Source organism: Devosia sp. P2_G7 (assembly GCF_056403495.1).
In genome coordinates this window covers 212,210-235,470 of sequence record NZ_JBFUFI010000002.1, presented here as the reverse complement: position 1 = coordinate 235,470, position 23,261 = coordinate 212,210, and the positions used below count along the sequence as shown (strand labels likewise).

Below are 23,261 nucleotides of genomic sequence, written 5' to 3'. Positions count from 1 at the left end.
GCTCATCGCTATTCCCCCGCTGCCGGCTGCGGAGCAGCTTTGACCGACGGAACCACTCGCACGCGGTAGCGGACCAAGATGTCGCTCGCGAGGATGAAGAACAGCATCATCGCCTGGAAGATGCCGGCCGTGGCGTTGGGAATATGCACCGTGGTCTGCGCCACCTGCCCGCCGACATAGGTGACAGCCAGCACAATGCCGGCGATCAGACACCCGATCGGATGCAGCCGGCCGAGGAATGACACGATGATGGCGGTAAAGCCGTAGCCGGACGGGAAGCCGAGATTGATCGCCTTCAGCGCACCGGCAAACTCCAGCGCCCCGGCGAGGCCCGCCATGCCGCCGCCGATAAGCATGGCAAGCCATACCGTCTGGTTGCCGTCGAAGCCACCATGCCGCGCCGCATTGGGCGCCGAACCGACGACGCGGATCTGGTAGCCGAACACCGAACGCGACATCAGCAGCCAGAACACGAACGGCAGCACCACGGCAATGGCGACGCCGAGATGGACGGTGCTGCCTGGGAACAGGATCGGCAGCGTCTGGTCCGGCTGCAGCGGCGCGGTGGCCGGGAAGTTGCGGCCGTTGGGGTCCTTCCACGGGCCGCCAACCAGATAGCTCAGCACCTGCAGCGCCACATACGTGAGCATCAGGCTGGAGAGGATTTCATTTACCCCGAAGCGGGTCTTCAGCGCCGCCGGGACCATGGCCCAGGCGCTGCCGCCGACGATGCCGGCGAGGATCATGGTGACGACAATGATCGGCCCGCCCGCCGTGCCCGCGGCAAGGCCGATGCCGGCGGCACACAGGGCTCCGATAATGTACTGCCCCTCGGCGCCGATGTTCCAGACATTGGCGCGGTTGCCGATGGAAAGGCCGAGCGCGATGATGATGAGCGGCGCGGCTTTCACCGCCACATCCTGCCATTTGTACGACGCGAGCAGCGGCGTAACGAAGATGTCGATCACCGCCCGCTGGCCATCGATGCCGAGCAGGTCGAACACCACGACGCCGACCAGCATGGTGAGCAATACCGAGGCGATCGGCGTCACCACCTGCATCAGCTTGCTCGGCTCCTGGCGCTTCTCGAGCTTAATGCGCATGGGCCAACTCCAGCTCCGCGTCAGCAGTCGGCGTCGTCGGCGCTTCGCCGTGAATGCCGCCCATCAACAGGCCGATCTCCTCGATATCGGCGCCCGCGACCTGCATCGGCCGTGACAACCGGCCCTCGTTGATCACCGCCAGCGTGTCGCAGAGCGATAGCAGCTCATCGAGATCCTGGCTGATCACCACCACCGCCGAACCAGCGGCGGCGAGGTCGACGATAGCCTGGTGGATCGCCGCCGCAGCCCCTGCGTCGACGCCCCAGGTCGGCTGGCTGACCACCAGCACGCTGGGCTTCTGCAGGATTTCGCGGCCCATGATGTACTTCTGCAGGTTCCCGCCCGACAGCGAACCGGCTGTCGCACCGGGCCCCAGCGCCTTTACCGCAAAGGCGGTAATCACCTCGCCGGCATAGGTCTTGGCGGCCCCCGCCTTGATCAGCCCGGCGCTGACCATGCCGAGCCGGTCGCGGGCGGTGAGAATGGTGTTGTCCGCGAGGCTGAACTCGGGCACCGCGGCGTGGCCGTTCCGCTCTTCCGGCACGCTGGCGAGGCCCTTGAGCCGCCGCGACTTGGCCGGCAGCTGGCCGACCGGCGCGCCGTCGATGGTGATCGCCTCGGCGTCGCCCGACAGCACTTCGCCCGAAAGCGCCAGCAGCAGCGCATTCTGGCCGTTGCCAGCAACACCCGCGATGCCGAAGATTTCTCCGGCCCGCACCGTGAAGCTGATGTTGCGCAGCGGAATGCCGAACGGCCCTGCTCCCGGGATGGTCAGCCGGTTGACCACCAGCTTCTCCTTGCCGAGCGAGCGCCCGGCCGGCTTGCTGATCTCCTTGAGGCCCGCGCCGATCATCTTCTCCGCCATCGAGCGCGAGGTCTCGACCCTGGGATCAAGCGTATCGACGAGTTTGCCGCCGCGGAGGATCGTCGCGGTCTCACACAGCGCTTTAATCTCGTGCAGCTTGTGGGAGATGTAGAGGATCGAGCAGCCCTCGCTCGCCAGCTGGCGCAGCACCACGAACAGTTGCTCCACCTCCTGCGGGGTGAGCACCGAGGTGGGCTCGTCCATGATCAGCAGCGACGGGTTGAGCAGCAGCGCGCGCACGATCTCGATCCGCTGGCGTTCGCCGACCGACAGCGTCGAGACCGTGCGATGCGGGTCGAGCTTCAGCCCGTACTGCGTCATCACCTCGGCGATCTTCTTTTCGAGATCGCGGGCGTGGATCTTCGAATCCATGCCCAGCGCGATGTTCTCCAGCACCGTCATCGCCTCGAACAGCGAGAAGTGCTGGAACACCATGCCGATGCCGAGCTTGCGGGCGGCCTTGGGATTGCTGACGGTGATCGGGTGGCCGTTCCAGCGGATTTCGCCGGCGTCAGGCTGCATGATCCCGTAGATCATCTTGACCAGCGTGGACTTGCCAGCCCCGTTCTCACCAAGCAGCGCGTGGATCTCGCCGGGCAGGACGGAAAACGAAACGCTGTCGTTGGCAAGGACGCCGGGAAAGCGCTTGGTGATACCCGTCAATTGCAGACGCGGCGCGATGCTACTGTCCAACAGCGGCTCCCGACTTCGTTACACTGGCCGGCCGCGCCTTGATATCTTCGACTTCCCGCCGGCCAATGTGGACCAGAATTTCCGCCGCCGCCAGCGCCGCGATGACTTCCGGCCGCTTGTCCCCAAGCCCCTCGGGGAACGCCTTGCCGCCGATTGGCAGCACCAGCCGGTCGAGGGGCGCTGCGGGGTAGTCCTCGTCGAGATACCAGCTGCGAAACCGGGCCTTCTTGGTCTTGGAACCGACCATGCCGATGTACGGCGCGTCGGCCCGCTGCAAGGCTTCCGCGGCGATCAGGAAATCCAGCGCGTGATCGTGGGTGAGGATGACGTAGGCGCTGCCGGCTGGGGCAGAACGCACCACCGCCTCGGGCATTGCCACCGCGTGGGTTTCGACGTTGTCGGGGAGGTTCACCAACTCGTCCGGTCGGGTATCCACCACGTGCACCCGTAGCGGCAGCGCCGACAGTGCGCGAGCTAGCGCATGGCCGACATGACCGGAACCGAACAGGTAGACATGCGGGCGCGTCGCGAGCTCGACCTCTAGCCGCGCGACCAGCGCCTTCGCAATCGCCGGAGTCAGCCGCTTCAGCGACACATCCACCCGACCACCGCAGCATTGGCCGATCTCGGGGCCGAGCGGGATATCGAGGCTGTCTTCGTGCTCGCCGCTACGCAGCACCTGCCGCGCGCGGTCGATCACCATGTATTCGAGCGCGCCACCGCCGATGGTGCCGGTTTGCGCCTCGGACGAAACCAGCATGAACGTCCCCGCCTCACGCGGCGACGAGCCACGAACGGCAGTGAGTTCGGCGACAATGGCCGCTGGGTTGGCGGCGAGAAAGGTGCGTATCTCCTGCGGGGAGATGCTCACGCTGCGCGCCCTTTCCGCATCCGCTCGACGCCCATCAGCACGCGCTCCGGCGTCGCCGGCATGTCGAGCTGCGGCGCGATCTTGTAGTCGGCGACGGACGCCACAGCCATCGAGAGCGCCTCGACCACTGAATAGCCGAGCACCAGCGGCGGCTCGCCGACGGCCTTGCTCCGGCCGATCGCCGGCTCCTTGTTAATGCTCCAATCCGCGAGCTTCACATTGAAGATGCGCGGCACATCGGAGGCGACGGGTATCTTGTAAGTCGAGGGCGCGTGGGTGCGCAGTTGCCCCTTGTCGTCCCACCACAATTCCTCGGTGGTCAGCCAGCCGACGCCCTGGATAAAGCCGCCTTCCACCTGTCCGATATCGATCGCCGGGTTGAGCGAGCGGCCGACATCCTCGAGCACATCGCAGCGGTCGATCTGGTACTCACCGGTCAACGTATCTATGGTCACCTCAGACGCCGCGGCGCCATAGGCGAAGTAGTAGAACGGGTGGCCACGGCCGGTGGCGCGATCCCAATGGATCTTCGGCGTCTTGTAGAACCCGGCGGCCGAAAGCTGCACCCGGTTCATCCAACACGAGGTCGCCAGTTCATCGAACGGCACGAACTGCTGGCCGGCGCGAATACCCCCGAACTCCCACTGCACTTCCGAGGGCTCGACCTCGTAGATGAACGCCGCATGCGCGGCCATCCGCGCCTTGATCTGGTTGGCCGCGTCCAGCGCCGCCATGCCGTTGAGATCGGTGCCCGACGAAGCAGCCGTAGCTGAGGTGTTGGGCACCTTGCCGGTATTGCTCGCCGTGATCTGCACCCGCTCCACCGGCACGCCGAAGGCATCGGCGACCACCTGCATCACCTTGATGTGGAGCCCCTGCCCCATCTCGGTGCCGCCGTGGCTGAGATGGATCGAGCCGTCGCGATAGACATGCACCAGCGCGCCGGCCTGATTGTGCCAGGTGGCGGTGAACGAGATGCCGAACTTCACCGGCACCATCGCGATGCCCTTCTTCAGCACCTTGCTGGTCTTGTTGAACGCAAGGATCGCGGCGCGGCGGGCCTGGTAGTCCGAGGTCTGCTCGAGGTCGTCGATCACCCGGTGGATGACATTGTCCTCCACCACCTGGTGGTAGGGCGTCACGTTGTTGATGTCAGTGCCGTAGAAATTGGCCTTGCGGATCTCCAGCGGATCCTTGCCCAGGGCGTAGGCGATATCCTCGATCCAGCGCTCCGCCGCGATGATCCCCTGCGGCCCGCCAAAGCCGCGGAAGGCGGTGTTCGACACAGTGTTGGTGAGCAGCGGCAGCGAGTTCACTCGCACCGCCGGATACCAGTAGGCATTGTCGGCATGGAACAGCGCCCGGTCAGTCACCGGACCGGAGAGGTCGGCCGAATAGCCAGAGCGCGCCGCGTAGGTCGCCGTCACCGCCTGGATCCTGCCGTCCGAATTGTAGCCGACATCGTAGTCGACGACGAAATCGTGGCGCTTGCCGGTGATCTGGAAATCATCGTCGCGGTCGGGGCGGATCTTCACCGCCTTGTTGAACTTCTTCGCCGCCACCGCAGCGACCACCGCGAACAGGTTCCCCTGCGTTTCCTTGCCGCCGAAGCCGCCGCCCATGCGGCGCATGTTCACTGTCACGGCAGCATGCGGCACGCCCAGCACCTGCGCCACCATCACCTGGATTTCGGTCGGGTGCTGGCTCGAAACCTGGAGCGTGACTTCGTCATCCTCGCCCGGAATGGCGAGCGCCGCCTGGCTTTCGAGGTAGAAATGCTCCTGCCCGCCGATCCGCACCCGACCCTTGGCCCGATGCTGCGACCCCGTGAGCCCCACATCGACATCGCCGCGCTCGAGCTTCAGCGGCTCGGTGACGAGCTTGCCGCCCGCCGCTACCGCCGCATCCACATCGGTGACATGCGGCAGGTCGCGATACTCGATCTTCACCAGCTTTGCCGCCCGCCGCGCCGCTTCACGGGTCTTGCCGATCACCGCGAACAGCGGCTGGCCCCAGGTGACGACATGGGTCGACGCAAACACTGGCTCGTCGTGCTTGTGCACCGAGCTGATGTCGTTCTCGGCCGGGATGTCCTCGGCGGTCAGGACGCCGATGACTCCGGGCGCCTTGCGGACCGCATCGAGGTTCATCGAGGCGATTTCGGCGTGTGCTTTGGTCGAAATGCCGAGATAGGCGTGCAGCGTGCCCTCGGGCTCGACCAGGTCGTCGATGTAATCGGCTCGCCCGGCCACCTGCTTGATTGCGGAGTCGTGTGGCGCGGAAACATGCAGCGGCGAGGTGGTGATCGGAGATTGCTTGTTCATGCCACCTCCCTCGTCAGCCGCTGGCCCTCGCCAGTTGTCTCGAGGAAGAATCGGCGCAGCAGGTTCTGCGCGGCCAGCAGCCGGTACTCGGCCGAAGCGCGCATGTCCGTCAGCGGCTGGTAGTCCTCGGCAAACGCCGGGATTGCGGCTTCGACCGTCGCGACGTTCCACGCCCTGCCCAGCAGCGCCGCTTCCACTGCCTTGGCCCGCTTCGGCGTCGCCGCCATCCCGCCATAGGCGATGGTGATCGCCGCGACCTTGTCGCCATGGAGCTTCAGCCGGAACGCGCCGCACAGCGCCGAGATGTCCTCATCCTTGCGCTTGGTGATCTTGTAGCAGGCGAACAGTTCGCCCTCGGGCAGCGACGGGATGGTGACGCTCTCGACGAACTCGCCAGGCTGCCGGTCCTGCTTGCCATAGGCGATGAAGAAGTCCTCGAGCCTCACCTCGCGGCGTACATCGCCCTTCCGCAGCGTGATCGAGGCGCCCAGCGCCATCAGCGGCGGCGGCGTATCGCCGATCGGCGAACCATTGGCGATGTTGGCGCCGATGGTACCCATGTTGCGCACCTGCGCGCCGCCAATCCGCATCCACAGCTCCTCGAGCTGCGGGAAGCGTCGTGTAATCGCGCCCGTCGCTTCGGTGTAGGTTACCCCTGCCCCGAGCTTCAGCGCGCCATCCGTCTCTTCGATCCGGTGCAATTGCGGCACCTCGCCGATGAAGATCATCGGTCCAATGTCGCGCATGAATTTGGTGACCCAGAGGCCAACGTCCGTAGCGCCCGACACCAGCGTGCCGGTCGGGTTGGCCGCATACACCTCGGCCAGATCGTCGGCTGAAGCCGGCACGATCAGCCGGTCCTTGCCCTCACCAATCTCCACCCGCCTGCCGTCGCGCATAGCCTGCAACCGCGCCTTGATCGACTGACGCTCGGTCTCCAGCGGATCAGCCGCCAGCGCCCCGTAGCTCGATATCGCCTTGCCTGCCTTGATGATCGGCGCATAGCCGGTGCAGCGGCAGAGGTTCCCCTGCAGTGCCGTCTCGATGGCGTTGGTGGAGGGGTTGGTGTCCTGCATCCACAGCCCATAGAGTGACATCACGATGCCCGGCGTGCAAAAGCCACACTGGCTGCCGTGATTGTCGACCATCGCCTGCTGCACCGGATGCAGCGGCCCGTTAGCGGCCGAAAGATGCTCCACGGTCACTACATGCGTCGCATCAATAGATCCGACGAAGCATATGCAGGCGTTGACGGATTCGTAGACCAGCTCATCGCCGCTCAACCGCCCGACCAGCACCGTGCAGGCCCCGCAATCGCCGTCGGCGCAGCCCTCTTTCGAGCCGGTCATCCGCCTGTCGAGGCGCAGGAAATCCAGTAGCGTGCGCGTCGCCGAAATGCTTTCCAGCACGACGTCCTGGTCGTTGAGGATGAATCGCAGCTGGTTGCGTATCTCGGTCATTCAGCTCCCCCGATAGGTCGAGTACCCATAGGGCGAAACGAGCAGCGGCACGTGGTAATGCGCCATCTCGCTCAAAACGAAACGGACCGGCACCGTGTCGAGGAACGGGGCGGCGAGATCGACGCCTAGCCGCTCGAAATACTGCCCCACATGGAAGATCAGCTCGTAGCTGCCCAGATGGAAGCGGTCGCCTTCCAGCAGCGGTTGGTCCACCCGCCCGTCGGCATTGGTGTGTCCGGACCATATATGGTGCGTGTGATCACCATGTACCATGAGCAGGTCGAGTCGCATTCCGGCGGCCGGCTTGCCGTGCGTGGTGTCGAGTACGTGCGTCGTCAGGCGTGCTGAACCCGCCATATGTAACTTCCTTCGCCCCTCGTTGGGCCGCCCGAACGGCCGCCGCTTGCCGTTGAGGCACTCGTTCAAGATTGCCCGACTATTGAGCATATTCGGCTCCGTTCCAAGGGGGTCACGACCGGAATTTTACCAACTGGTCCACTTTTGCCGGCCTTGCGGCGGGCCGCTGCCCCGGGCCATAAATTCCTGACGAACTACGAGGTGTACCCATGCGCTATCCCCGCAACCTGCAGGGCTACGGTCCCAATCCGCCGGACGCACAATGGCCGGGCGGTGCGCACATCGCGGTGCAGTTCGTCCTCAACTACGAGGAAGGCGGCGAGAACAACATCCTCCACGGCGATGCCGCGTCGGAAGCGTTCCTCGTCGACGTGATCGGCGCCGCTCCCTGGCCGGGCAAGCGCCACTGGAACGTCGAGTCGATGTACGAATATGGCGCTCGTGCCGGCTTCTGGCGCCTGCACCGGCTGTTTACCGGCCTCAACCTGCCGGTCACCGTTTATGGCGTCGCTACCGCCTTGCAGCGCTCGCCCGAGCAGGTGAAGGCCATGCTCGACGCCGACTGGGAGATCGCCAGCCATGGGCTGAAGTGGATCGACTACAAGGACTACGACATCGAGCACGAGCGCGAGGACCTGCACGCCGCGATCAAGCTCCACACCGAGGTCGTCGGCAGCCGCCCCACCGGCTGGTATTGCGGTCGCACATCGGTGAACACCGTCGATCTCGCCAGCGAGGAAGGCGGCTTCGCCTATGTCTCCGACACCTACGATGATGACCTGCCCTACTACCGCGAACACTTCGGCGCGCCGCAGTTGATCATCCCCTACTCGCTCGCCACCAACGACATGCGCTTCACCACGCCGTCCGGCTTCGCCAATGGCGACGAATATTTCCAGCTGCTCAAGGACAGTTTCGACGTTCTCTACGAGGAGGGCCAGGCCGGCTCGCCCAAGATGATGTCGCTCGGGCTCCACTGCCGCCTCGTCGGCATGCCCGGCCGCTTCGCCGGGCTGAAGCGCTTCGTCGACTACATCATGACCAAGGAGAAGGTCTGGATCGCCAAGCGTATCGATATCGCCGAGCATTGGCTGAAGACGCACCCCTATGTAGAGCAGGAGATTGTCCCGTCCGAACTGGCGCTGGACGATTTCACCCAGCTGTTCGGCAACGTCTTCGAGCACTCGGAGTGGGTTGCCGCCCGCGCCCATAAGCGTGAGATGGGACCGGCGCACGACACGGCCACCGGTCTCCATGCGCTGATGTGCCAGGTGTTCCGCTCGGCCACCGACGAGGAGCGGCTCGGCGTGCTCAATGCCCACCCGGATCTGGCCGGCAAGCTGGCGGCCGCCAAGCGGCTCACCTCGGAGTCCGAAGCCGAGCAGGCCTCGGCCGGCCTCGATGCGCTCACTGACGCGGAACGCACGGCGTTTGGCGACATGAACCACGCCTATGTGGAGAAGTTCGGCTTCCCCTTCATCATCGCGGTGCGGGACAACACCAAGGCGCAGATCATGCAGGCCTTCGAGAAGCGGCTGGCCAATGATCGGGACGTGGAGTTCGCCACGGCCTGCCGGCAGGTCGAGCGGATCGCGGAACTGCGGATCCGGCAGATTCTGGGCGCGTAAGCCGAGGCAGACGGCCCCTCCCATCCTCCCCCACAAGGGGAGGTGTCTCATCCAGTTCTTGGCACCATCAAGCCTGAGCACCGGCCCTTCTTCACCTCCCCTTCATGGGGGAGGCCGGGAGGCGGCCGTCCGCTTCCGCTTGCCCGGACGAAATCCCGCACCACCCGCTTGACATCCTCTCCGACATCAATCATAACCATATCGTTATATAGCGAACAGGTTATGAAATGCCCGCGACCCAAACCCAGCTCGATCTCACCTTCGCCGCCCTTGCGGACCCGACGCGGCGCGCCATCCTTGCGCGTCTGGCCGAGGGCGACGCGTCGGTGAACGAACTGGTCGAGCCCTTCAACATGAGCCAGCCGGCCATTTCCAAGCATATCAAGGTACTGGAAGCTGCCGGGCTGGTATCCCGTGGCAAGGACGCGCAGCGCCGCCCGGTGCACATCGAGGCGTTGCCGCTGGCCGATGCGGTGGGCTGGCTCGAGAACTACCGCAAGTTCTGGGAGCAGAGCTACCAGCGCCTCGACAACCTGCTCGACGAGTTGCAGCGCTTCGCCCCCAAGGGCGACAAGAAGAACTGAAGCAAGCGGAGGAGCCGCCCATGTTCAAGCCCCTGTCCATCACACTGCCCTCCGACCGCGAGATCGCCGTGACGCGTGAATTCAACGCCCCACGCGACCTCGTCTTCGATTGCTGGACCATCCCGGCCCTGATCAAGCGCTGGCTCGGCCCTGCCGAATGGGTACTCCAGACCTGCGAATTCGATGCTCGCGTGGGCGGCAAATGGCGCTTCGTCGCTGTCGGTCCCGGGGGCTATGAGATGGCGCATGGCGGCGTCATTCAAGAGATCACTCGTCCCGAATGGATCAAGTCGACCGAGCGCTTCGATATCGACTGGACCGGCGGCGAGACCATCAACACCAACGCCTTCACCGAGGAGGGCGGCAAGACGCTCTCCGTCCTGACGGTGCTCTACGCCAGCAAGGAAGCCCGCGACGGCGCCAAGGCCACCCCGATGGCCGAGGGCATGGAGATGGGTTTCAAGCGCCTCGACGAATTGCTGGCGGAGCGGCTGACCGCTTAGCCCAGCGCCCCATTAACCGACGACCACTACGACCATTCCCGCCGCTGCACGTTACCCGTGCAGTGAACGGGAGAACTCAACCCCAACGAGGAGACGTCAAATGCCCAAGATCATGCCCTGCCTGTGGATCGACGATCGCATCGAAGACATGGTCAACTTCTACATCAAGACCTTCAAGGACGGCGAAATCCACAAGGTGGACCGCTATCCCGATGGTCGCATCATCACCATGACTTTCCGCCTGAAGGACCAGGAATTCGTGGCACTGAACGGTGGCCCGATGTTCAAGTTCACCGAGGCGATCTCCTTCACCGTCGATTGCGAGGGCCAGAAGGAAGTCGACTACTATTGGGACGCGCTCACCGCCGATGGCGGCGAAGAGAGCGAGTGCTCCTGGCTGAAGGACAAATATGGCCTCAGCTGGCAGATCGTCCCCAAGCAGCTCGGCGAGCTCCTCGGCGGTAGCGACCGCGCGGGTGCCGCCCGCGCCATGCAGGCTATGCTGCAGATGAAGAAGATCGTGGTGGCCGACCTCGAGAAAGCCTACGCCGGCAAGTAAGCCGCCGCTCGGGGAAGCAATGCTCCCCCCTCCAACCCCAAAAGAGTACCGGAAAATGCAGAGACGCCAGTTCCTTCTGGCGGCGAGCGCTATCGCTTTGGCCGCCGCCACCCGCCCCGTCCTTGCCCAGAGCTCCGCCTTCGACGGAATGGCGCTCAGCGAGTTGCGGAAAAAGATCGAAGGCTCGATCGCCGCCGGCCAGATGCCCGGCGCCGTCTGGTTGCTCGCCAAGGGCGACGAGGTGATCGTCGATACTGCCGGCAACACCGCCTACGAGGGCGGCGTACCAATGCGCCGCGACACCATCTTCCGCATCGCCTCGGTCGGCAAAGCCATTGGCACCGCGGCCGTGATGATGCTGATCGAGGATGGCAAGCTCACGCTCGACGAGCCCGTCGATCGCCTGCTCCCCGAACTCCCCAACCGGCAGGTGCTGAGGGACATCAAGGGCCCGATCACCGACACCGTTCCGGCGGCGCGCCCGATTCTCGTCCGGGACCTGATGAACTTCACGCTCGGTTTCGGCATACTGTTCGACCCCACCCTGCCGATCCAGCAGGCGATCGACGAACGTCGGCTGGTCAACGGACAGCCGGTGCCCCCGACCCCGTGGACGCCGGACGAGTGGATGGCGAAGTTCGCCGAGCTGCCGCTAATGCATCAGCCGGGCGAGACCTGGATGTACAACACCGGCTCGCTCCTGCTCGGCGTGCTGATCGCCCGCGCCTCCAGCATGCCGCTCGAGCAGTTCCTCTTGACCCGTATCTTCCAGCCGCTCGGCATGGTCGATACCGGCTTCTTCGTGCCGCCCGACAAGCTCGATCGCTTCCAGCCCGCCTATTCGGTGAACTTCGCCAGCAATGAGCAGTTCATGGAGGATCCGATCGACGGCATCTGGAGCCGGCCGCCGAGCTTCCCGTCCGCCGCCGGCGGTCTCGTCTCGACGCTCGACGACTACCTGGCCTTTGCCCGCATGCTGCTGAATAAGGGCGTGCACAACGGAGCGCGCCTGCTAAGCGAGGCATCCGTCGCCGAGATGACCCACAACCAGCTCACGCCCGAGCAGAAGCAGGGCGCGGGTTTCGTGCCGGGCTTCTTCGACAACAAGGGCTGGGGCTATGGTGTGCTGACCTACGATGCGCCCGACGACATCTCCCCCATACCCGGCCGCCACGGCTGGAACGGCGGCTACGGCACCAGTTGGATCAACGACCCGAACACCGGCCTCATAGGCCTGATGTTCACCCAGTCGGTGCAATACTATGTCGCCTCTGCCGAATTCCACGACTTCTGGCGCGGCGCTTACACCGCCATCGGCGCCGCTACCGAGGGAGTTGCTGCCGTGCCCGCGCTGATCACCCATGACGTCGCCGTCACCCGTACCTTCAATGCCTCGCCCACGCGGGTGTGGGCCGCCTGGGCCGAAGATCCCCAGGTGATGAAGTGGTGGGGGCCCAAGCCCTGGACGTGCCCGGAAGCGCGGATGGACGTTCGGGAAGGCAGCGCCTCGATCGTCTGTATGCGCTCGCCTGAGGGTCTTGAGATCTGGATGCGCTGGGACTACAGCAAGGTCGTGCCCAACGAGCGGATCGAATACACTCAGAACCTCTCCGACAAAGACGGCAACCTGATCGAGCCGACCAGCATCGGCATGCCCGCCGAATTCCCGCGCAACGTCGGGACCGTGGTGACGCTCGTTCCCGAGGGCGAGAAAACGGTCGTCACCATCACCGAGCACACCACCACGACACAGGCACTGATGGACGGCTCGCAACAGGGGCTGGAGATGGTAATGGATCAGATGGGCCAGACCTTCTGAGGGGCAGATGGATCTCACCGCCGACGCCGTCCTCGCGCGGCTGCACGAGTTGCAGTCGGGCGAGGAGCTGAAGAAGTACCAGCGCTATTTCAAGTTCGGCGAGGGCGAGTACGCCCATGGCGACACCTTCATCGGCGTCCGCATGGGCCACGTCTTCGCCCTCGCCAAGGAATTCATACTGACCCCGCCGGCCGAGATCGAAAAGCTCATGGAGTCGGACATCCACGAGGCCCGCGCTGCCGCCATGAGCATCATGGCCAAGCAGTACGCGGCGAAGAAGACCGCGCCCGAGCGCAGGCAGGAGCTGTTCGACCTCTACCTCCGCCGGCACGATCGCATCAACAACTGGGATCTGGTCGACCTCGCCGCCTACTACGTGATCGGCCCGCACCTCGTCGATCGCCCGCGCGACATCCTCCACCGGCTGGCAAAATCCGGCAGCATATGGGAGCGCCGCACCGCCATCCTCGCGACCTTCTCGTTTATCCGGCGCGGCCAGCTCGACGACGCTTTCGCCATCGCCGAACTACTGATCGACGACCGCGAGGACCTAATCCACAAGGCGGTCGGCTGGATGCTGCGCACCACCGACACCAATCGCCCGGCGCTGAACGCCTTCCTCGACAAGCACGCCGCCCGCATGCCGCGCGTCATGCTTCGGAACGCACTCGAGCACTATTCCCCGGAAGAGCGCGCCCGCTACCTGGCGATGGGCAAGGCGAAATGACCTGCGAGCGCTACTGAACCTCAGTCGCCGCCGCCACCGCCATCACCGCCGCCATCCCCATCGGAGTCGCCGAACGAGAAATCTCCGTCCCCTCCGCCGCCGCTATCTCCCCCGCCGCCACGACGGGCTCTTTGGACCATGCTGCCGAACAGCCAGCCGAGAGCCACCAGCGCGATGACTGCCAGCACAGGCCAGAACGTGGTGAGAAATCCGTAGACCGGCTCCCGGAACGACTGCTGAAAGTCGCGGAGCCAATCCATCGGTCAGTGCCCCGGAGACAACCCATCGCGCCGATCGTCCCTGGGTTCGCCGTCTTCCCAGTCGATGTCGGTGTTGACCTGCGGCTCGGCATGGCCGAGCAGGCGGTCGATCCACTGTCTCAGTGCACGTCCAGCCTCCTCGAGCTGGATCGGATCGAGCAGCGGGCGATGTGGGTCATGGTGCGGTTGCGTAGCCATGTACGGAGTCTGCGCCCGATTCCTAAACTTTTCCTGACAGTGGCGCTTCGTCTTGGCCCACGCCCGTTAACGGCCGCGGCGCTACTTGTAGAACCCCTCGCGCAGGTTGAAGCCGTGCTCGAGATAGACCTTCATAGCGCACAGCATCCCGGTCCAGCCTTCGGTATTGCCGATGCAGGCCTCCAACGCCTTCTGCGATTCCTTCCAACCCTCCTCGGTGATCGTCACCAGCGTACGGGTTCCCTCTCTTGCGATTTCTAAGGCTTAGCAAACGCTAAGCCCAAGAAATCGCTTTCTCCCCCGCAAGGGGGGAGATGACCCTGCGGCGTCCGTGCTAAGACGACTCGTCTTCCACAACCATTGCGTCCCATGGCCCCCAATACCTACGCCAGCCCGATGGCCGGCCTGCCCGATCAGACCGCGCTGCACACCGGTCGCGCCGTTTTCACAGAGGCCTATGCCGTGATTCCGCATGGGGTCATGCGGGACATCGTCACCAGCTACCTGCCGCACTGGAAGGACACCCGCGCCTGGATCATCGCCCGCCCGATGACGGGCTTCTCCGAGACCTTCTCACAGTACATCGTCGAAGTGTTCCCCGGTGGCGGCAGCGACAAGCCGGAGCCTGATGCGGGCGCCGAGGGTGTGCTGTTCGTCGTCGATGGGCAGGCCACGCTGACCCTCGAAGGCAAGACCCACCTGTTGAAGGCCGGCGGCTATGCCTTTCTGCCGCCCGGCACGCGCTGGGCCCTGACCAACAAGTCGACTGCGCCGGTCCGCTTCCACTGGGTGCGCAAGCGATACGAGGCCGTCGAGGGCATCGATACGCCCGCCGCGTTCGTCGCCAACGAGCAGGACGAGCCGATCATCTGGATGCCGGGCACCGATAGCCGCTGGGGCACCACCCGCTTCGTCGATCCCACCGACGTCCGCCACGACATGCACGTCAACATCGTGACGCTCGAGCCCGGCGCGGTGATCCCATTCGAGGAGACCCACGTCATGGAGCACGGCCTGTACGTGCTAGAAGGCAAGGCGGTCTACCGTCTCAATCGCGACTGGGTCGAGGTCGAGGCCGGCGATTTCATGTGGCTGCGCGCCTTCTGCCCGCAGGCCTGCTACGCCGGCCCGGGTCGCTTCCGCTACCTGCTCTACAAGGACGTCAACCGGCATATGAAGCTCACGCTCTAGCCGCTCCTGGGGGGAACCGATGAAACGCCTAGCCTATGCCGCCGTGCTCGTTCTGGCGTTCGGCTCCACCTCGCAGGCCGAGGATCTGACGCCGCAGACCTACCAGAACCTCCTCACGCCGCTGCTGCAAAGCGGCAATGACGTGCTGGGTGCGCCCCTCGCCTACCCCGAAGGCACGCCCAACGTCACCGCCGCCATCGTCACCATCCCGCCCGGCGGCGAGACCGGGTTGCACGAGCACGAGGTGCCGCTGTTCGCCTACATTCTTGAGGGCGAACTGACGGTCGACTACGGCGACAAGGGCAAGAAGACCTACCGCGCCGGCGACGCGTTGCTCGAAGCCGTCGGCTGGCCGCACAACGGCACCAATACCGGCACGGTGCCGATGAAGCTTGTCGCCGTCTACATGGGTGGCGGCAGCAAGGCCAACACAATCAAGATCGCCCCGTGAGCGGCCGGGCTTTCGCCACGCGGCACATCGGCTAAGTTTGGCGCACCACGAGAGAGTCGCGATGACAGCCGGCCGCACCATTTTCATCGAACCGCTGACCCGCGAGGCCTACGCGCCGTTCGGCCAGGTGATCGAGACCGAAGGCGCACACCACTACCCGATCAATGGAGGCATTACCGAGCGCTACCACGATCTCGCCAAGGTCGAGCTCGGCGGCGTGCATCCGCGCCCACTGGTGTCGATCGCCCGGGGGCAACACTACCCCCTGCCGCTAACGCTGAAGATGGTGGAACGCCACCCGCTCGGCAGCCAGGCGTTCTATCCGCTGTCGCAGCGGCCGTTCCTCTCCATCGTTGCGCCCGATGAGGGCGGCGTGCCCGGCACTCCGCGCGCCTTTCTCGCAGCGCCCGGACAGGGCATCAACATGGCGATGAATACCTGGCACGGCGTGCTGACGCCGCTCGGCGAGACCTCTGATTTCCTGATCATCGACCGCGGCGGCGAAGGCAACAACCTCGAGGAATACTTCTTCGACGAGCCGTACTTGGTAGCGCAACGCGGCTGAATTCTTTACCGAGACGTCCGTTCCCCGTCGCAACTACGTTGCAATTGCTCCATAATCTAACCCAACAGACTGAGGGTGGAGGCATTTCCATGCGTATCGTTCTGGCCATCGCGGCGCTGCTGCTGGCGTTCGCGAGCCCTGCGCTCGCCGCCAAGGTGACCCTCAAGGGCGACGTGACCTACCGCGAGCGGATCGCGCTGCCGCCCGGTGGCACGCTGATGGTCTCGCTGATCGACCTCGCCACGCCCGACGAGCCCCGCGTTTCGGCCAAAGCGCCGATTGCGAGCCCCGGCCAGGTACCGCTGACTTTCACCCTGAACTTCGACGAGAACGTCATCGTCGCCGGGCACAACTACGCGCTGGTCGCCGAGATTTCCGGCGAGGACACGGTGTGGTTCCGCAACGCTGAGCCCTACGCCATCGACCCGCTGGCGCCGGCCGCCCCGATCCTCATCATCGTCAACATGGTGCCCGCCGACGAGGCTGTCGTCGAGCCCGAGGTCGCTCCGCCCCCGCCGCCAATCCTCGACATCACCTGGCAGGCCGAAACCATCAATGGCGCACCCGTAGCCCGCGGCGTCGTCTCCTCGCTGTCCATCGCTTCGGACATGCGTGCCGGCGGCCGCGGGGGCTGCAACTCGTGGTTCGCCCAGGCCGAAGTGAATGCCGAGCGGCTGATCTTCAGCGCCGTCGCAGCCACCCGCATGGCTTGCCAGTCCGAAGACGCCACCAAGCAGGAAGACAGCTTCTTCGCCGCCCTCGCCGACACCCGCTTCTGGCGGCTAGACAAGGACCACCTGGTGCTGATCGACGGTGCAGGGATCGAACTCGCGAGCCTCGCCAAGTCACGCTTCTAGGTTGACGTTCCGCGCCGCTCTCGACAGGTTCGAGGCATCGAACCGGAGACCCGCATGCATACGCCCGACCTGATTTCCCGCCTGCTCGACGTCATCGAGCTCGACCTGCTGCCGCTGACCAAGCGCGGCGTCGGCGGCGGCAACAAGCTGTTCGGCGCGGCGATCCTCAGGAAATCCGACCTGTCGCTGGTCGTCGGCGAGACCAATAACGAGACCGAGAACCCGCTCTGGCACGGCGAAATGCACGCCATCAAGCGCTTCTACGAGCTGCCAGCCGACCAGCGCCCCGCGCCACAGGACTGCCTGTTCCTCGCCACGCACGAGCCCTGCTCGCTCTGCCTCTCGGGCATTACCTGGTCCGGCTTCGACAATTTCTATTATCTGTTCAGCTACGAGGATACGCGCGACAGTTTCGGCATCCCGCACGACATCCGCATTCTAAGGGAAGTCTACGCCGTGCCGGACCCGGACCGCGACTACGTCCCCGAGGACCGCCCGCTCTACAATCGCAAGAACGCGTTCTTTCAGAGCCACGACATCCAGCAGATGATCGCCGGCCTCGACCGTTCATCGAAGGAGCGGCTGGTGGCGCGCGTCGATGATCTCAACGCCGCCTACAACGACCTCTCGGCCGTCTATCAGAGGGACAAGGGAAACAAGGGCATCCCGCTGAGCTAAGGCTCAGTGTGCTGAGCTAGAGCTCAGACCAGCACAACGCTCGCAGCGGCGAAAGCCAGCACGGCGAGCGCCGTGGCGAACAGGACAAGCAGCAGGATCTGGGTGGTGCTGTTCATGGTGGCCCGCCGGGTACGGCCGTGCTCCCGATCGGTGGTCATCTCGACCTCAGCCGAGATCCGCGAGCTGGGTGACCGGGGCCACTTCGACCGGCAGTGCGGAGGCGGCGATGGTGAGCGTCGCCATCGACATCACGAACATTGCAACGAGAGTGAGCTTCAGCATTTGGGCCCCCTGGGGCGATGCGGCCTCTCGGCCAGCGGTTCATCTTGAGGGCAATAATGCGGCGGTGCGGTTGAACGTTCCCGGAATTGGGCATTTAGCTGGCGTTCAGAAATGACCGCTTCCGCCACATTTCGAAGACTTAATGCAGCTCTCCAACTTGTAACGCAGGGATCGCCCGGCCCCCTCCTACATCGGGTTCGTACCCAAACGGAGACGATCGATGCCCACTCCATTGAACCGCCGTGATGCCCTGCGCCTCGTCGCCGTCACCGCCGCCGGTGGGGCGCTGATGAGCCAGAAGGCCTTTGCCCAGGAAGCCAGCGCCGAAACCACCACCGGCCTGATGCCCGGCGCCGATGTCTGCGTGCTGACGCCGGAAGTGACCGAAGGGCCCTATTATTTCGACCCGTCGCTAGAGCGCGCCGATATCACCGAGGGCACGCAGAAGGGGGTCGCCACGACCGTGCGCCTGCAGGTCGTCGACGGCAGCTGCAAGCCCATCGAAGGCGCCCGCGTCGATATCTGGCACTGCAATGCCGAGGGGCTCTACTCGGGCTATGCCAACCAGACCGGCGGTGTCGACACCACGGGCCAGACGTTCCTGCGCGGCACCCAATTCGCCAGCGCCAGCGGCATCGTCGAGTTCCAGACTATCTACCCGGGCTGGTACGCCGGCCGCACCACCCACATCCACTTCAAAGTTTTCCTCGACGACAAGACCGTGCTCACTGGCCAGCTGTTCTTCCCCGATGCCCTGAGCCAGTTCCTCTACCAGAACGTCGAGCCCTACACCTCGCACGGTCACGATCGCGACACGCTCAACGCCAACGACAACATCGCCAGCCAGGCCACCCGCGCCTCCTTCGCCTATGTGAAGGAACTGGAGGAGCGCTACCTCGTCGCCATGATCGTCGGCGTCGACCCCACGGCCGAGTCCTCGACCGGCTTCGGCGGCGCGCCGGGCGGCGCAGGTGGCGAACCTCCGAGCGGCCCGCCGCCCGATGGCGCGCCGGCCGACGGAGCGATGAGCGCACCGTCGACCGAAACCAGCGTCAGCCTCGTACCGGGCGTGACCGGCATCCGATAAAGCAAAGGGGCGGCCCACTGGACCGCCCCTGATACTTTCAGCAATCCGCCGGGGACTTAGCCCGCTGCGCGTTCGCCTTCGGTGCGGCGCTGCTTGCCGGCGTCCTTCTGCTTCTTGTTCCAGCGCTGCTTGGGAGCGGGCGTGCCCTGCCCCGTCGGCTTTTCCCACCAACCGGGCGCGGTCGGCGCGGCGCCGCCATTGCGCGAGACATTGCTGCCGGTGCCGGCACCACCGCGCACCTGCTGTGCGTTGCCACCGGAGGCAGCGTGGCTGGCGCTGGGGGCGTGAGCATGCCCCTCGCCATTGGTACGCTTGCGGCCATCGACGATCGCCGCCTTCTTGGCGCCGGAGAAATGCCGGCCCGCATTGGCCTGCTTGCGCTGGCCATCCGGACGCGGGGCCTGCGGACGCGGGGCCTGGCGCTGGGCACGAACCTTGGCCGCGTCGATAACTTCGCCGCCATTGCCCTTGAGCTCGCCGGTGGTCGGCAAAGTCTTGCGGATCAGCCGCTCGACATCGCGCAGTTTACCGCGCTCCGTGCCGTCGCAGAGCGTAATCGCAAAGCCCGAAGCGCCGTTACGCGCCGTGCGGCCGATGCGGTGCACGTAGTTCTCCGGGTCATCGGGCAACTCGTAGTTGATCACGTGCGAGATGTTCTGCACGTCGATGCCGCGGGCCGCGATGTCGGTGGCGACGAGAATGCGCACATTGCCGGTGGCAAAGCCCTTGAGGGCGGCCTGGCGGGCATTGTTCGACTTGTTGCCGTGGATCGCAGCGGCCTGATGGCCGTCGATCTCGAGGTTCTTGGTGACACGATCGGCGCCATGCTTGGTGCGCGAGAAGATGATGACGCGGCTGAGGCTCTCGTCCTTCAACAGGTCGTTGAGCACCATGCGCTTTTCCTTCGAGCCGGCGAGGATCACCCGCTGGTCGATGGTGCCGACGGTCTGCGCCGCCGGGTTGGCTTCAACACGCACCGGATCGTTCAACAGCCCCTTGGCCAGCTCGGCGATCTCAGGCGCCATGGTGGCCGAGAACATCGCGGTCTGGCGACGCGGGCCGATGGCCCGTGCGATTTCCTTGACGGCGTTGATGAAGCCCATGTCGAGCATGCGGTCTGCTTCGTCCAGCACCAGCCAACGGGTCTCGTTGAGCTTCAGCTTACGGTCGTCGACCAGGTCCTTGAGACGGCCGGGCGTGGCGATCACGACGTCGACGCCGCGGGCGATCTTCTGGATCTGCCCGCCGCGCGAGGCGCCGCCGAGCACGAGCACGGTGGAGAGCTTCGAGCCCGCCAGCTTGTGCAGCACTTCGTCGATCTGCACCGCCAGTTCGCGGGTCGGTGCGAGGATCAGCGCGCGAGTGGTCATCGGGTTGGCGCGGCCGCCGAGTTCGGCGAGGCCCGCAAGGATCGGCAGCCCGAACGCCGCAGTCTTGCCCGAACCGGTCTGGGCGATGCCCATGATGTCACGGCGCTCGAGCTGCGGCGGAATGGCTTTCGCCTGGATCGGCGTCGGCGTGGTGAACCCGGCTGCCGTTAGCGCGCTGACGAGCTGCGCCGAAAGGCCGAGTTCTGCGAATGAATTGGTCAATGGTCAAACTTTCATTGGCGCGCTCCGGGCCAATCGGTGCGCGAGGGTCGCCGGAGACCCGTTTCGGGCTCGGCGTGATCGATAGATGCAATGGCGACGGGATTGCCGCACGGTTGCGCTGTCTCCCGGTGTTCCCGCTGTCGTTGCGGGGGACATTTCCGGGGCACTTCGCCGCTCACCGTTTTGGCCAGTAAGAAGAGAAGTCCATCGCCATCATCGCGCCAAATCCCTTTCACGGGGACAACTGGGCGGGGCGAATGGTGCGCATATGGGGGATAAAGCGCGGATTGGCAAGGGAAAACGGGAATCGGGCACGCAGGGGAGCTATGCGAAGCGACCGATTCAGGGCGGCGCGAGTGGCCCACTCCACCCTTGATCCCTCCCCATCGAGGGGAGGGAGACGACTGATGGGCCTGCGAACTCGATAGGCTCCTCCCCCTTGTGGGGGGGAATGAGGGTTGGGGTGCGCCTCGGTTCAGCGCTTCAGTCAGCGAGACCTAAATCCCCCCGTACCAGTCATACCCATGATCCTCCCAGTACCCGCCCTGCCCCAGGCCGTACTGCGAGAACCCGTCCACCAGTTCGATCGTGTGCACGTATTTCGGCTGCTTGTAGCCCAGCGCCCGCTCGATCCGGATGCGAAGCGGCGCGCCGTTGGCGACCGGCAACGTCCCGCCATTCAGCCCATACGCCGCGATCGTCTGCGGATGGAACGCGTCGATCAGGTCGGAGCTCTCGTAGTAGGCCTCGGGCTTGGATAGGCCGCCGCCCATCTGGTCGTAGCAGTGGTAGACGATGAACTTGGCGCCCGGCTTCACCCTGGCCTCGTCGAGCAGCCGGCTCAGCGGCACGCCGGTCCACTTGGCGATGCAGCTCCAGCCCTCGACGCAGTCGTGCCGGGTAATCTGCGTGCGCGACGGCATGTTCTGCAGTTCGGCCAGCGAATACTCCTTCGGCGTCTCCACCAGGCCGGTGATCTTCAGCTTGTAGGCGGCAAAGCCGGTCGCCTCGAGGTTGCGGTACTCCTCGATACCGGAGCGCGGATCGGTTGAGCCGTTCGGCCGCTGCCCCTGCCGGATCTCGCTCTCCGAGAACTCCTTGGCCAACGCCTGGTCGCCCACCAGCGCGCGCTGCGCGCCATAGGTCAGCTGGTTCGCCCGCTCGAGGAAGTCGCGCACCGGATCGTTGCGCTGCCCGAGAAAATCGAACTGGTCGCAGCCGGCAAGCACCAGCGAAGCGCCGGAGGCCGCGCCGAGTCCGATCAGCCGGCGGCGGTTGAGGATTAGGTTAGCCATTGGACTTGTTGCCCTTCTGCTTGTCGGGTTCGGTGCCCGGGCTGGTGCGATAGTACCCCGTGATCATCGAGCGCAACTCGTTGATCGGTCCCGCCAGCACCACCATGACGATGTGGACGACGAAGAACAGTACGAGCAAAACCATCACGATGAAGTGGATGGTCCGCGCCGTCTGCCGCCCGCCGAACAACTCGACCAGCCAGGGCCAGCCAGCATTCATCGTCGGCGACATCGACAGTCCGGTGAGGATGATCAGCGGGAACAGCACGAGGAACACCCCGAAATAGGCGACCTTCTGCAGCGGCGTGTAGCTGCGCCCGTGGTGAAACTTGAACGTGACGTGCTGCCAGATATCCCTGGGCAACTCGCGAAAATCGCGCGGCTTCAGGATGATGTCGCGCCACAGATGTCCGTTGAAGAGGCTCGAGATCAGCCAGATGCCGATCGCGCCGAGGAACACCCAGACGAAGAAGAAATGCACCACGCGCCCGGTCGCGAGGTCGCGGAACGACGGGATCGTGGCCCATTCGGGAAAGCCGATGAAGTTCGGCTGTGCCTCGGTGCCGCTCATCCCGAGCACCCCGGTGGTATCGAACTTCTGGCCGAACACGGTGGTGAAGCCGCGTGGTCCGGCATCGGTGTTCTCTGCGCCGATCTTCAGGATGGCGTTATCGAACTCGAAGCCCGACTGCTGCCCGATATAGAGCGCAGGATGGGCGTTCCATATCTGCAGCCCACTGAGCAGCAGGAAGAACATCGCGATCGCCCACACCCAGTGGGTAACGCGCGTCAGGATCGCCTGCCGGTAGATCAGCGGGCCCTTCGGCTTCGCTTCTCGCTCGACCTCAACTCTGTCGATTGCCTGGTCGGTCATGATTCCCCCGATGGTGTCGCGGCGTCGCTCCCCGCCTGCCCACGTAGGAACGGCAGTTCGGGGAGCGATTGCAGCCTATCACGGATAGTTTATTGCGCCGGAGCCATCGCCCCGTCCGCCATCGGTTCGGCAGCCATCGCGTCGCCCGGTGCGGGAGCCATGGCGTCGCCTGCCATCGGGGCGACGTTGCAGGCCTTGGTGGCCTCGTCCTTCTTCATCGCGTCGGCTTCCATGCTGGCCTTCTCGAGGCAGGCCTTCAGCATCTCGGCGGGGGTCATCGCCATGGGATCGGCGGCCATGGCGTCACCCGCCATCGGTTCGGCGGCCATCGCGTCGCTTGCCATCGGCGTCGCCATGGCGTCCTCGGCGGCGACATTGCCCGCAAAGCCCAGAGCGGCCGCAAGGGCGAGGGCGGAAAGGATGGTTTTCATACGAAGT

General features: G+C 64.9%; 26 protein-coding genes. 12 read left to right on the top strand and 14 right to left on the bottom strand.

Going from position 1 to position 23,261, the window contains the following annotated elements; all coding sequences use genetic code 11:
- Nucleotides 1-8 precede the first annotated feature (8 nt).
- From AC1DWU_RS04310 to uraH, 6 genes are read right to left on the bottom strand one after another with little or no spacing between them, the layout of a single operon-like run.
- The gene (locus AC1DWU_RS04310; protein WP_477148735.1) at nt 9-1,103 is read right to left on the bottom strand and encodes an ABC transporter permease; all 1,095 of its coding nucleotides are present in this window, start codon (nt 1,101-1,103) and stop codon (nt 9-11) included.
- Nucleotides 1,093-2,661, bottom strand: a complete 1,569-nt coding sequence (locus AC1DWU_RS04305) for an ABC transporter ATP-binding protein (RefSeq protein ID WP_477148734.1) — start codon at nt 2,659-2,661, stop codon at nt 1,093-1,095. The genes AC1DWU_RS04310 and AC1DWU_RS04305 overlap by 11 nt, the downstream gene beginning before the upstream one ends.
- Nucleotides 2,651-3,532 carry a xanthine dehydrogenase accessory protein XdhC gene (gene xdhC / locus AC1DWU_RS04300; RefSeq protein ID WP_477148733.1) on the bottom strand — a complete coding sequence of 294 codons (882 nt, stop codon included), beginning with the start codon at nt 3,530-3,532 and terminating at the stop codon, nt 2,651-2,653. The genes AC1DWU_RS04305 and xdhC overlap by 11 nt, the downstream gene beginning before the upstream one ends.
- Nucleotides 3,529-5,856, bottom strand: a complete 2,328-nt coding sequence (gene xdhB / locus AC1DWU_RS04295) for a xanthine dehydrogenase molybdopterin binding subunit (RefSeq protein ID WP_477148732.1) — start codon at nt 5,854-5,856, stop codon at nt 3,529-3,531. Before xdhB ends, xdhC begins: the two co-directional genes overlap by 4 nt.
- Nucleotides 5,853-7,316 carry a xanthine dehydrogenase small subunit gene (gene xdhA, locus AC1DWU_RS04290; protein WP_477148731.1) on the bottom strand — a complete coding sequence of 488 codons (1,464 nt, stop codon included), beginning with the start codon at nt 7,314-7,316 and terminating at the stop codon, nt 5,853-5,855. Before xdhA ends, xdhB begins: the two co-directional genes overlap by 4 nt.
- Complete coding sequence (gene uraH / locus AC1DWU_RS04285) at nt 7,317-7,673, bottom strand: hydroxyisourate hydrolase (RefSeq protein WP_477148730.1); 357 nt, start codon at nt 7,671-7,673, stop codon at nt 7,317-7,319. It lies immediately after the preceding gene.
- A gap of 209 nt (nt 7,674-7,882) precedes the next feature.
- On the opposite strand from uraH, the gene puuE reads away from it, so the two are divergent.
- From puuE to AC1DWU_RS04255, 6 genes are all read left to right on the top strand, one after another.
- Nucleotides 7,883-9,301: an allantoinase PuuE gene (puuE, locus tag AC1DWU_RS04280; RefSeq protein ID WP_477148729.1), complete on the top strand. Its 1,419-nt coding sequence runs from the start codon at nt 7,883-7,885 to the stop codon at nt 9,299-9,301.
- A 227-nt stretch (nt 9,302-9,528) separates the two neighbouring features.
- Nucleotides 9,529-9,885: an ArsR/SmtB family transcription factor gene (locus AC1DWU_RS04275; protein ID WP_477148728.1), complete on the top strand. Its 357-nt coding sequence runs from the start codon at nt 9,529-9,531 to the stop codon at nt 9,883-9,885.
- 20 nt (nt 9,886-9,905) lie between these two features.
- On the top strand, nt 9,906-10,388 hold the full coding sequence (locus tag AC1DWU_RS04270) for an SRPBCC family protein (protein WP_477148727.1): 483 nt from the start codon (nt 9,906-9,908) through the stop codon (nt 10,386-10,388).
- A gap of 100 nt (nt 10,389-10,488) precedes the next feature.
- A complete protein-coding gene (locus AC1DWU_RS04265) occupies nt 10,489-10,947 on the top strand; it encodes a VOC family protein (protein ID WP_477148726.1) in 459 nt (152 codons plus the stop codon).
- Nucleotides 10,948-11,002: 55 nt separating this feature from the next.
- Complete coding sequence (locus tag AC1DWU_RS04260) at nt 11,003-12,766, top strand: serine hydrolase (protein ID WP_477148725.1); 1,764 nt, start codon at nt 11,003-11,005, stop codon at nt 12,764-12,766.
- Between the two features lie 7 nt (nt 12,767-12,773).
- Nucleotides 12,774-13,493, top strand: coding sequence for a DNA alkylation repair protein (locus AC1DWU_RS04255; RefSeq protein ID WP_477148724.1), 720 nt, complete (start codon nt 12,774-12,776; stop codon nt 13,491-13,493).
- 20 nt (nt 13,494-13,513) lie between these two features.
- Here AC1DWU_RS04255 and AC1DWU_RS04250 read toward each other — a convergent pair whose 3' ends face one another.
- From AC1DWU_RS04250 to AC1DWU_RS04240, 3 genes are all read right to left on the bottom strand, one after another.
- Nucleotides 13,514-13,753 (bottom strand): hypothetical protein, encoded by a 240-nt coding sequence (locus tag AC1DWU_RS04250; protein ID WP_477148723.1) that lies wholly within the window; start codon nt 13,751-13,753, stop codon nt 13,514-13,516.
- Between the two features lie 3 nt (nt 13,754-13,756).
- Nucleotides 13,757-13,951 (bottom strand): hypothetical protein, encoded by a 195-nt coding sequence (locus AC1DWU_RS04245; protein ID WP_477148722.1) that lies wholly within the window; start codon nt 13,949-13,951, stop codon nt 13,757-13,759.
- Between the two features lie 81 nt (nt 13,952-14,032).
- Nucleotides 14,033-14,179, bottom strand: coding sequence for a hypothetical protein (locus AC1DWU_RS04240; protein ID WP_477148721.1), 147 nt, complete (start codon nt 14,177-14,179; stop codon nt 14,033-14,035).
- A 141-nt stretch (nt 14,180-14,320) separates the two neighbouring features.
- Between AC1DWU_RS04240 and AC1DWU_RS04235 the strand changes: the two genes are divergently transcribed.
- The 5 genes from AC1DWU_RS04235 (at nt 14,321) to AC1DWU_RS04215 (ending at nt 17,693) form a co-directional block, all read left to right on the top strand.
- Nucleotides 14,321-15,142 carry a bifunctional allantoicase/(S)-ureidoglycine aminohydrolase gene (locus AC1DWU_RS04235; RefSeq protein WP_477148720.1) on the top strand — a complete coding sequence of 274 codons (822 nt, stop codon included), beginning with the start codon at nt 14,321-14,323 and terminating at the stop codon, nt 15,140-15,142.
- A gap of 19 nt (nt 15,143-15,161) precedes the next feature.
- Nucleotides 15,162-15,593: a cupin domain-containing protein gene (locus AC1DWU_RS04230; RefSeq protein WP_477148719.1), complete on the top strand. Its 432-nt coding sequence runs from the start codon at nt 15,162-15,164 to the stop codon at nt 15,591-15,593.
- Between the two features lie 61 nt (nt 15,594-15,654).
- Nucleotides 15,655-16,158 carry an ureidoglycolate lyase gene (locus AC1DWU_RS04225; RefSeq protein WP_477148718.1) on the top strand — a complete coding sequence of 168 codons (504 nt, stop codon included), beginning with the start codon at nt 15,655-15,657 and terminating at the stop codon, nt 16,156-16,158.
- A gap of 89 nt (nt 16,159-16,247) precedes the next feature.
- Nucleotides 16,248-17,015 (top strand): META domain-containing protein, encoded by a 768-nt coding sequence (locus AC1DWU_RS04220; protein WP_477148717.1) that lies wholly within the window; start codon nt 16,248-16,250, stop codon nt 17,013-17,015.
- Nucleotides 17,016-17,069: 54 nt separating this feature from the next.
- Nucleotides 17,070-17,693, top strand: a complete 624-nt coding sequence (locus AC1DWU_RS04215; RefSeq protein WP_477148716.1) for a nucleoside deaminase — start codon at nt 17,070-17,072, stop codon at nt 17,691-17,693.
- A 23-nt stretch (nt 17,694-17,716) separates the two neighbouring features.
- On the opposite strand, the gene AC1DWU_RS04210 is transcribed toward AC1DWU_RS04215, so the two are convergent.
- Nucleotides 17,717-17,851, bottom strand: a complete 135-nt coding sequence (locus tag AC1DWU_RS04210) for a hypothetical protein (RefSeq protein ID WP_477148715.1) — start codon at nt 17,849-17,851, stop codon at nt 17,717-17,719.
- A 344-nt stretch (nt 17,852-18,195) separates the two neighbouring features.
- Between AC1DWU_RS04210 and AC1DWU_RS04205 the strand changes: the two genes are divergently transcribed.
- Nucleotides 18,196-19,062 carry an intradiol ring-cleavage dioxygenase gene (locus tag AC1DWU_RS04205; RefSeq protein WP_477148714.1) on the top strand — a complete coding sequence of 289 codons (867 nt, stop codon included), beginning with the start codon at nt 18,196-18,198 and terminating at the stop codon, nt 19,060-19,062.
- Nucleotides 19,063-19,118: 56 nt separating this feature from the next.
- Here AC1DWU_RS04205 and AC1DWU_RS04200 read toward each other — a convergent pair whose 3' ends face one another.
- From AC1DWU_RS04200 to AC1DWU_RS04185, 4 genes are all read right to left on the bottom strand, one after another.
- Complete coding sequence (locus tag AC1DWU_RS04200; protein ID WP_477148713.1) at nt 19,119-20,654, bottom strand: DEAD/DEAH box helicase; 1,536 nt, start codon at nt 20,652-20,654, stop codon at nt 19,119-19,121.
- Between the two features lie 497 nt (nt 20,655-21,151).
- Complete coding sequence (locus tag AC1DWU_RS04195; RefSeq protein ID WP_477148712.1) at nt 21,152-21,949, bottom strand: molybdopterin-dependent oxidoreductase; 798 nt, start codon at nt 21,947-21,949, stop codon at nt 21,152-21,154.
- Complete coding sequence (locus AC1DWU_RS04190; protein WP_477148711.1) at nt 21,942-22,823, bottom strand: cytochrome b/b6 domain-containing protein; 882 nt, start codon at nt 22,821-22,823, stop codon at nt 21,942-21,944. The genes AC1DWU_RS04195 and AC1DWU_RS04190 overlap by 8 nt, the downstream gene beginning before the upstream one ends.
- 89 nt (nt 22,824-22,912) lie before the next feature.
- Nucleotides 22,913-23,254: a pentapeptide MXKDX repeat protein gene (locus AC1DWU_RS04185; RefSeq protein ID WP_477148710.1), complete on the bottom strand. Its 342-nt coding sequence runs from the start codon at nt 23,252-23,254 to the stop codon at nt 22,913-22,915.
- Nucleotides 23,255-23,261: the final 7 nt, after the last annotated feature.

What these genes read in the sequence shown, in the direction of transcription:
- AC1DWU_RS04230 (WP_477148719.1), top strand. Translation starts at nt 15,162, where the DNA reads ATGAAACGCCTAGCCTATGCCGCCGTGCTCGTTCTGGCGTTCGGCTCC.
- AC1DWU_RS04210 (WP_477148715.1), bottom strand. Translation starts at nt 17,851, where the DNA reads ATGACCACCGATCGGGAGCACGGCCGTACCCGGCGGGCCACCATGAAC.
- AC1DWU_RS04220 (WP_477148717.1), top strand. Translation starts at nt 16,248, where the DNA reads ATGCGTATCGTTCTGGCCATCGCGGCGCTGCTGCTGGCGTTCGCGAGC.
- AC1DWU_RS04205 (WP_477148714.1), top strand. Translation starts at nt 18,196, where the DNA reads ATGCCCACTCCATTGAACCGCCGTGATGCCCTGCGCCTCGTCGCCGTC.
- puuE (WP_477148729.1), top strand. Translation starts at nt 7,883, where the DNA reads ATGCGCTATCCCCGCAACCTGCAGGGCTACGGTCCCAATCCGCCGGAC.
- AC1DWU_RS04275 (WP_477148728.1), top strand. Translation starts at nt 9,529, where the DNA reads ATGCCCGCGACCCAAACCCAGCTCGATCTCACCTTCGCCGCCCTTGCG.
- AC1DWU_RS04265 (WP_477148726.1), top strand. Translation starts at nt 10,489, where the DNA reads ATGCCCAAGATCATGCCCTGCCTGTGGATCGACGATCGCATCGAAGAC.
- AC1DWU_RS04185 (WP_477148710.1), bottom strand. Translation starts at nt 23,254, where the DNA reads ATGAAAACCATCCTTTCCGCCCTCGCCCTTGCGGCCGCTCTGGGCTTT.
- AC1DWU_RS04235 (WP_477148720.1), top strand. Translation starts at nt 14,321, where the DNA reads ATGGCCCCCAATACCTACGCCAGCCCGATGGCCGGCCTGCCCGATCAG.
- AC1DWU_RS04245 (WP_477148722.1), bottom strand. Translation starts at nt 13,951, where the DNA reads ATGGCTACGCAACCGCACCATGACCCACATCGCCCGCTGCTCGATCCG.
- AC1DWU_RS04260 (WP_477148725.1), top strand. Translation starts at nt 11,003, where the DNA reads ATGCAGAGACGCCAGTTCCTTCTGGCGGCGAGCGCTATCGCTTTGGCC.
- AC1DWU_RS04270 (WP_477148727.1), top strand. Translation starts at nt 9,906, where the DNA reads ATGTTCAAGCCCCTGTCCATCACACTGCCCTCCGACCGCGAGATCGCC.
- AC1DWU_RS04195 (WP_477148712.1), bottom strand. Translation starts at nt 21,949, where the DNA reads ATGGCTAACCTAATCCTCAACCGCCGCCGGCTGATCGGACTCGGCGCG.
- AC1DWU_RS04190 (WP_477148711.1), bottom strand. Translation starts at nt 22,823, where the DNA reads ATGACCGACCAGGCAATCGACAGAGTTGAGGTCGAGCGAGAAGCGAAG.
- AC1DWU_RS04255 (WP_477148724.1), top strand. Translation starts at nt 12,774, where the DNA reads ATGGATCTCACCGCCGACGCCGTCCTCGCGCGGCTGCACGAGTTGCAG.
- AC1DWU_RS04310 (WP_477148735.1), bottom strand. Translation starts at nt 1,103, where the DNA reads ATGCGCATTAAGCTCGAGAAGCGCCAGGAGCCGAGCAAGCTGATGCAG.
- xdhA (WP_477148731.1), bottom strand. Translation starts at nt 7,316, where the DNA reads ATGACCGAGATACGCAACCAGCTGCGATTCATCCTCAACGACCAGGAC.
- AC1DWU_RS04250 (WP_477148723.1), bottom strand. Translation starts at nt 13,753, where the DNA reads ATGGATTGGCTCCGCGACTTTCAGCAGTCGTTCCGGGAGCCGGTCTAC.
- xdhB (WP_477148732.1), bottom strand. Translation starts at nt 5,856, where the DNA reads ATGAACAAGCAATCTCCGATCACCACCTCGCCGCTGCATGTTTCCGCG.
- uraH (WP_477148730.1), bottom strand. Translation starts at nt 7,673, where the DNA reads ATGGCGGGTTCAGCACGCCTGACGACGCACGTACTCGACACCACGCAC.
- AC1DWU_RS04215 (WP_477148716.1), top strand. Translation starts at nt 17,070, where the DNA reads ATGCATACGCCCGACCTGATTTCCCGCCTGCTCGACGTCATCGAGCTC.
- AC1DWU_RS04225 (WP_477148718.1), top strand. Translation starts at nt 15,655, where the DNA reads ATGACAGCCGGCCGCACCATTTTCATCGAACCGCTGACCCGCGAGGCC.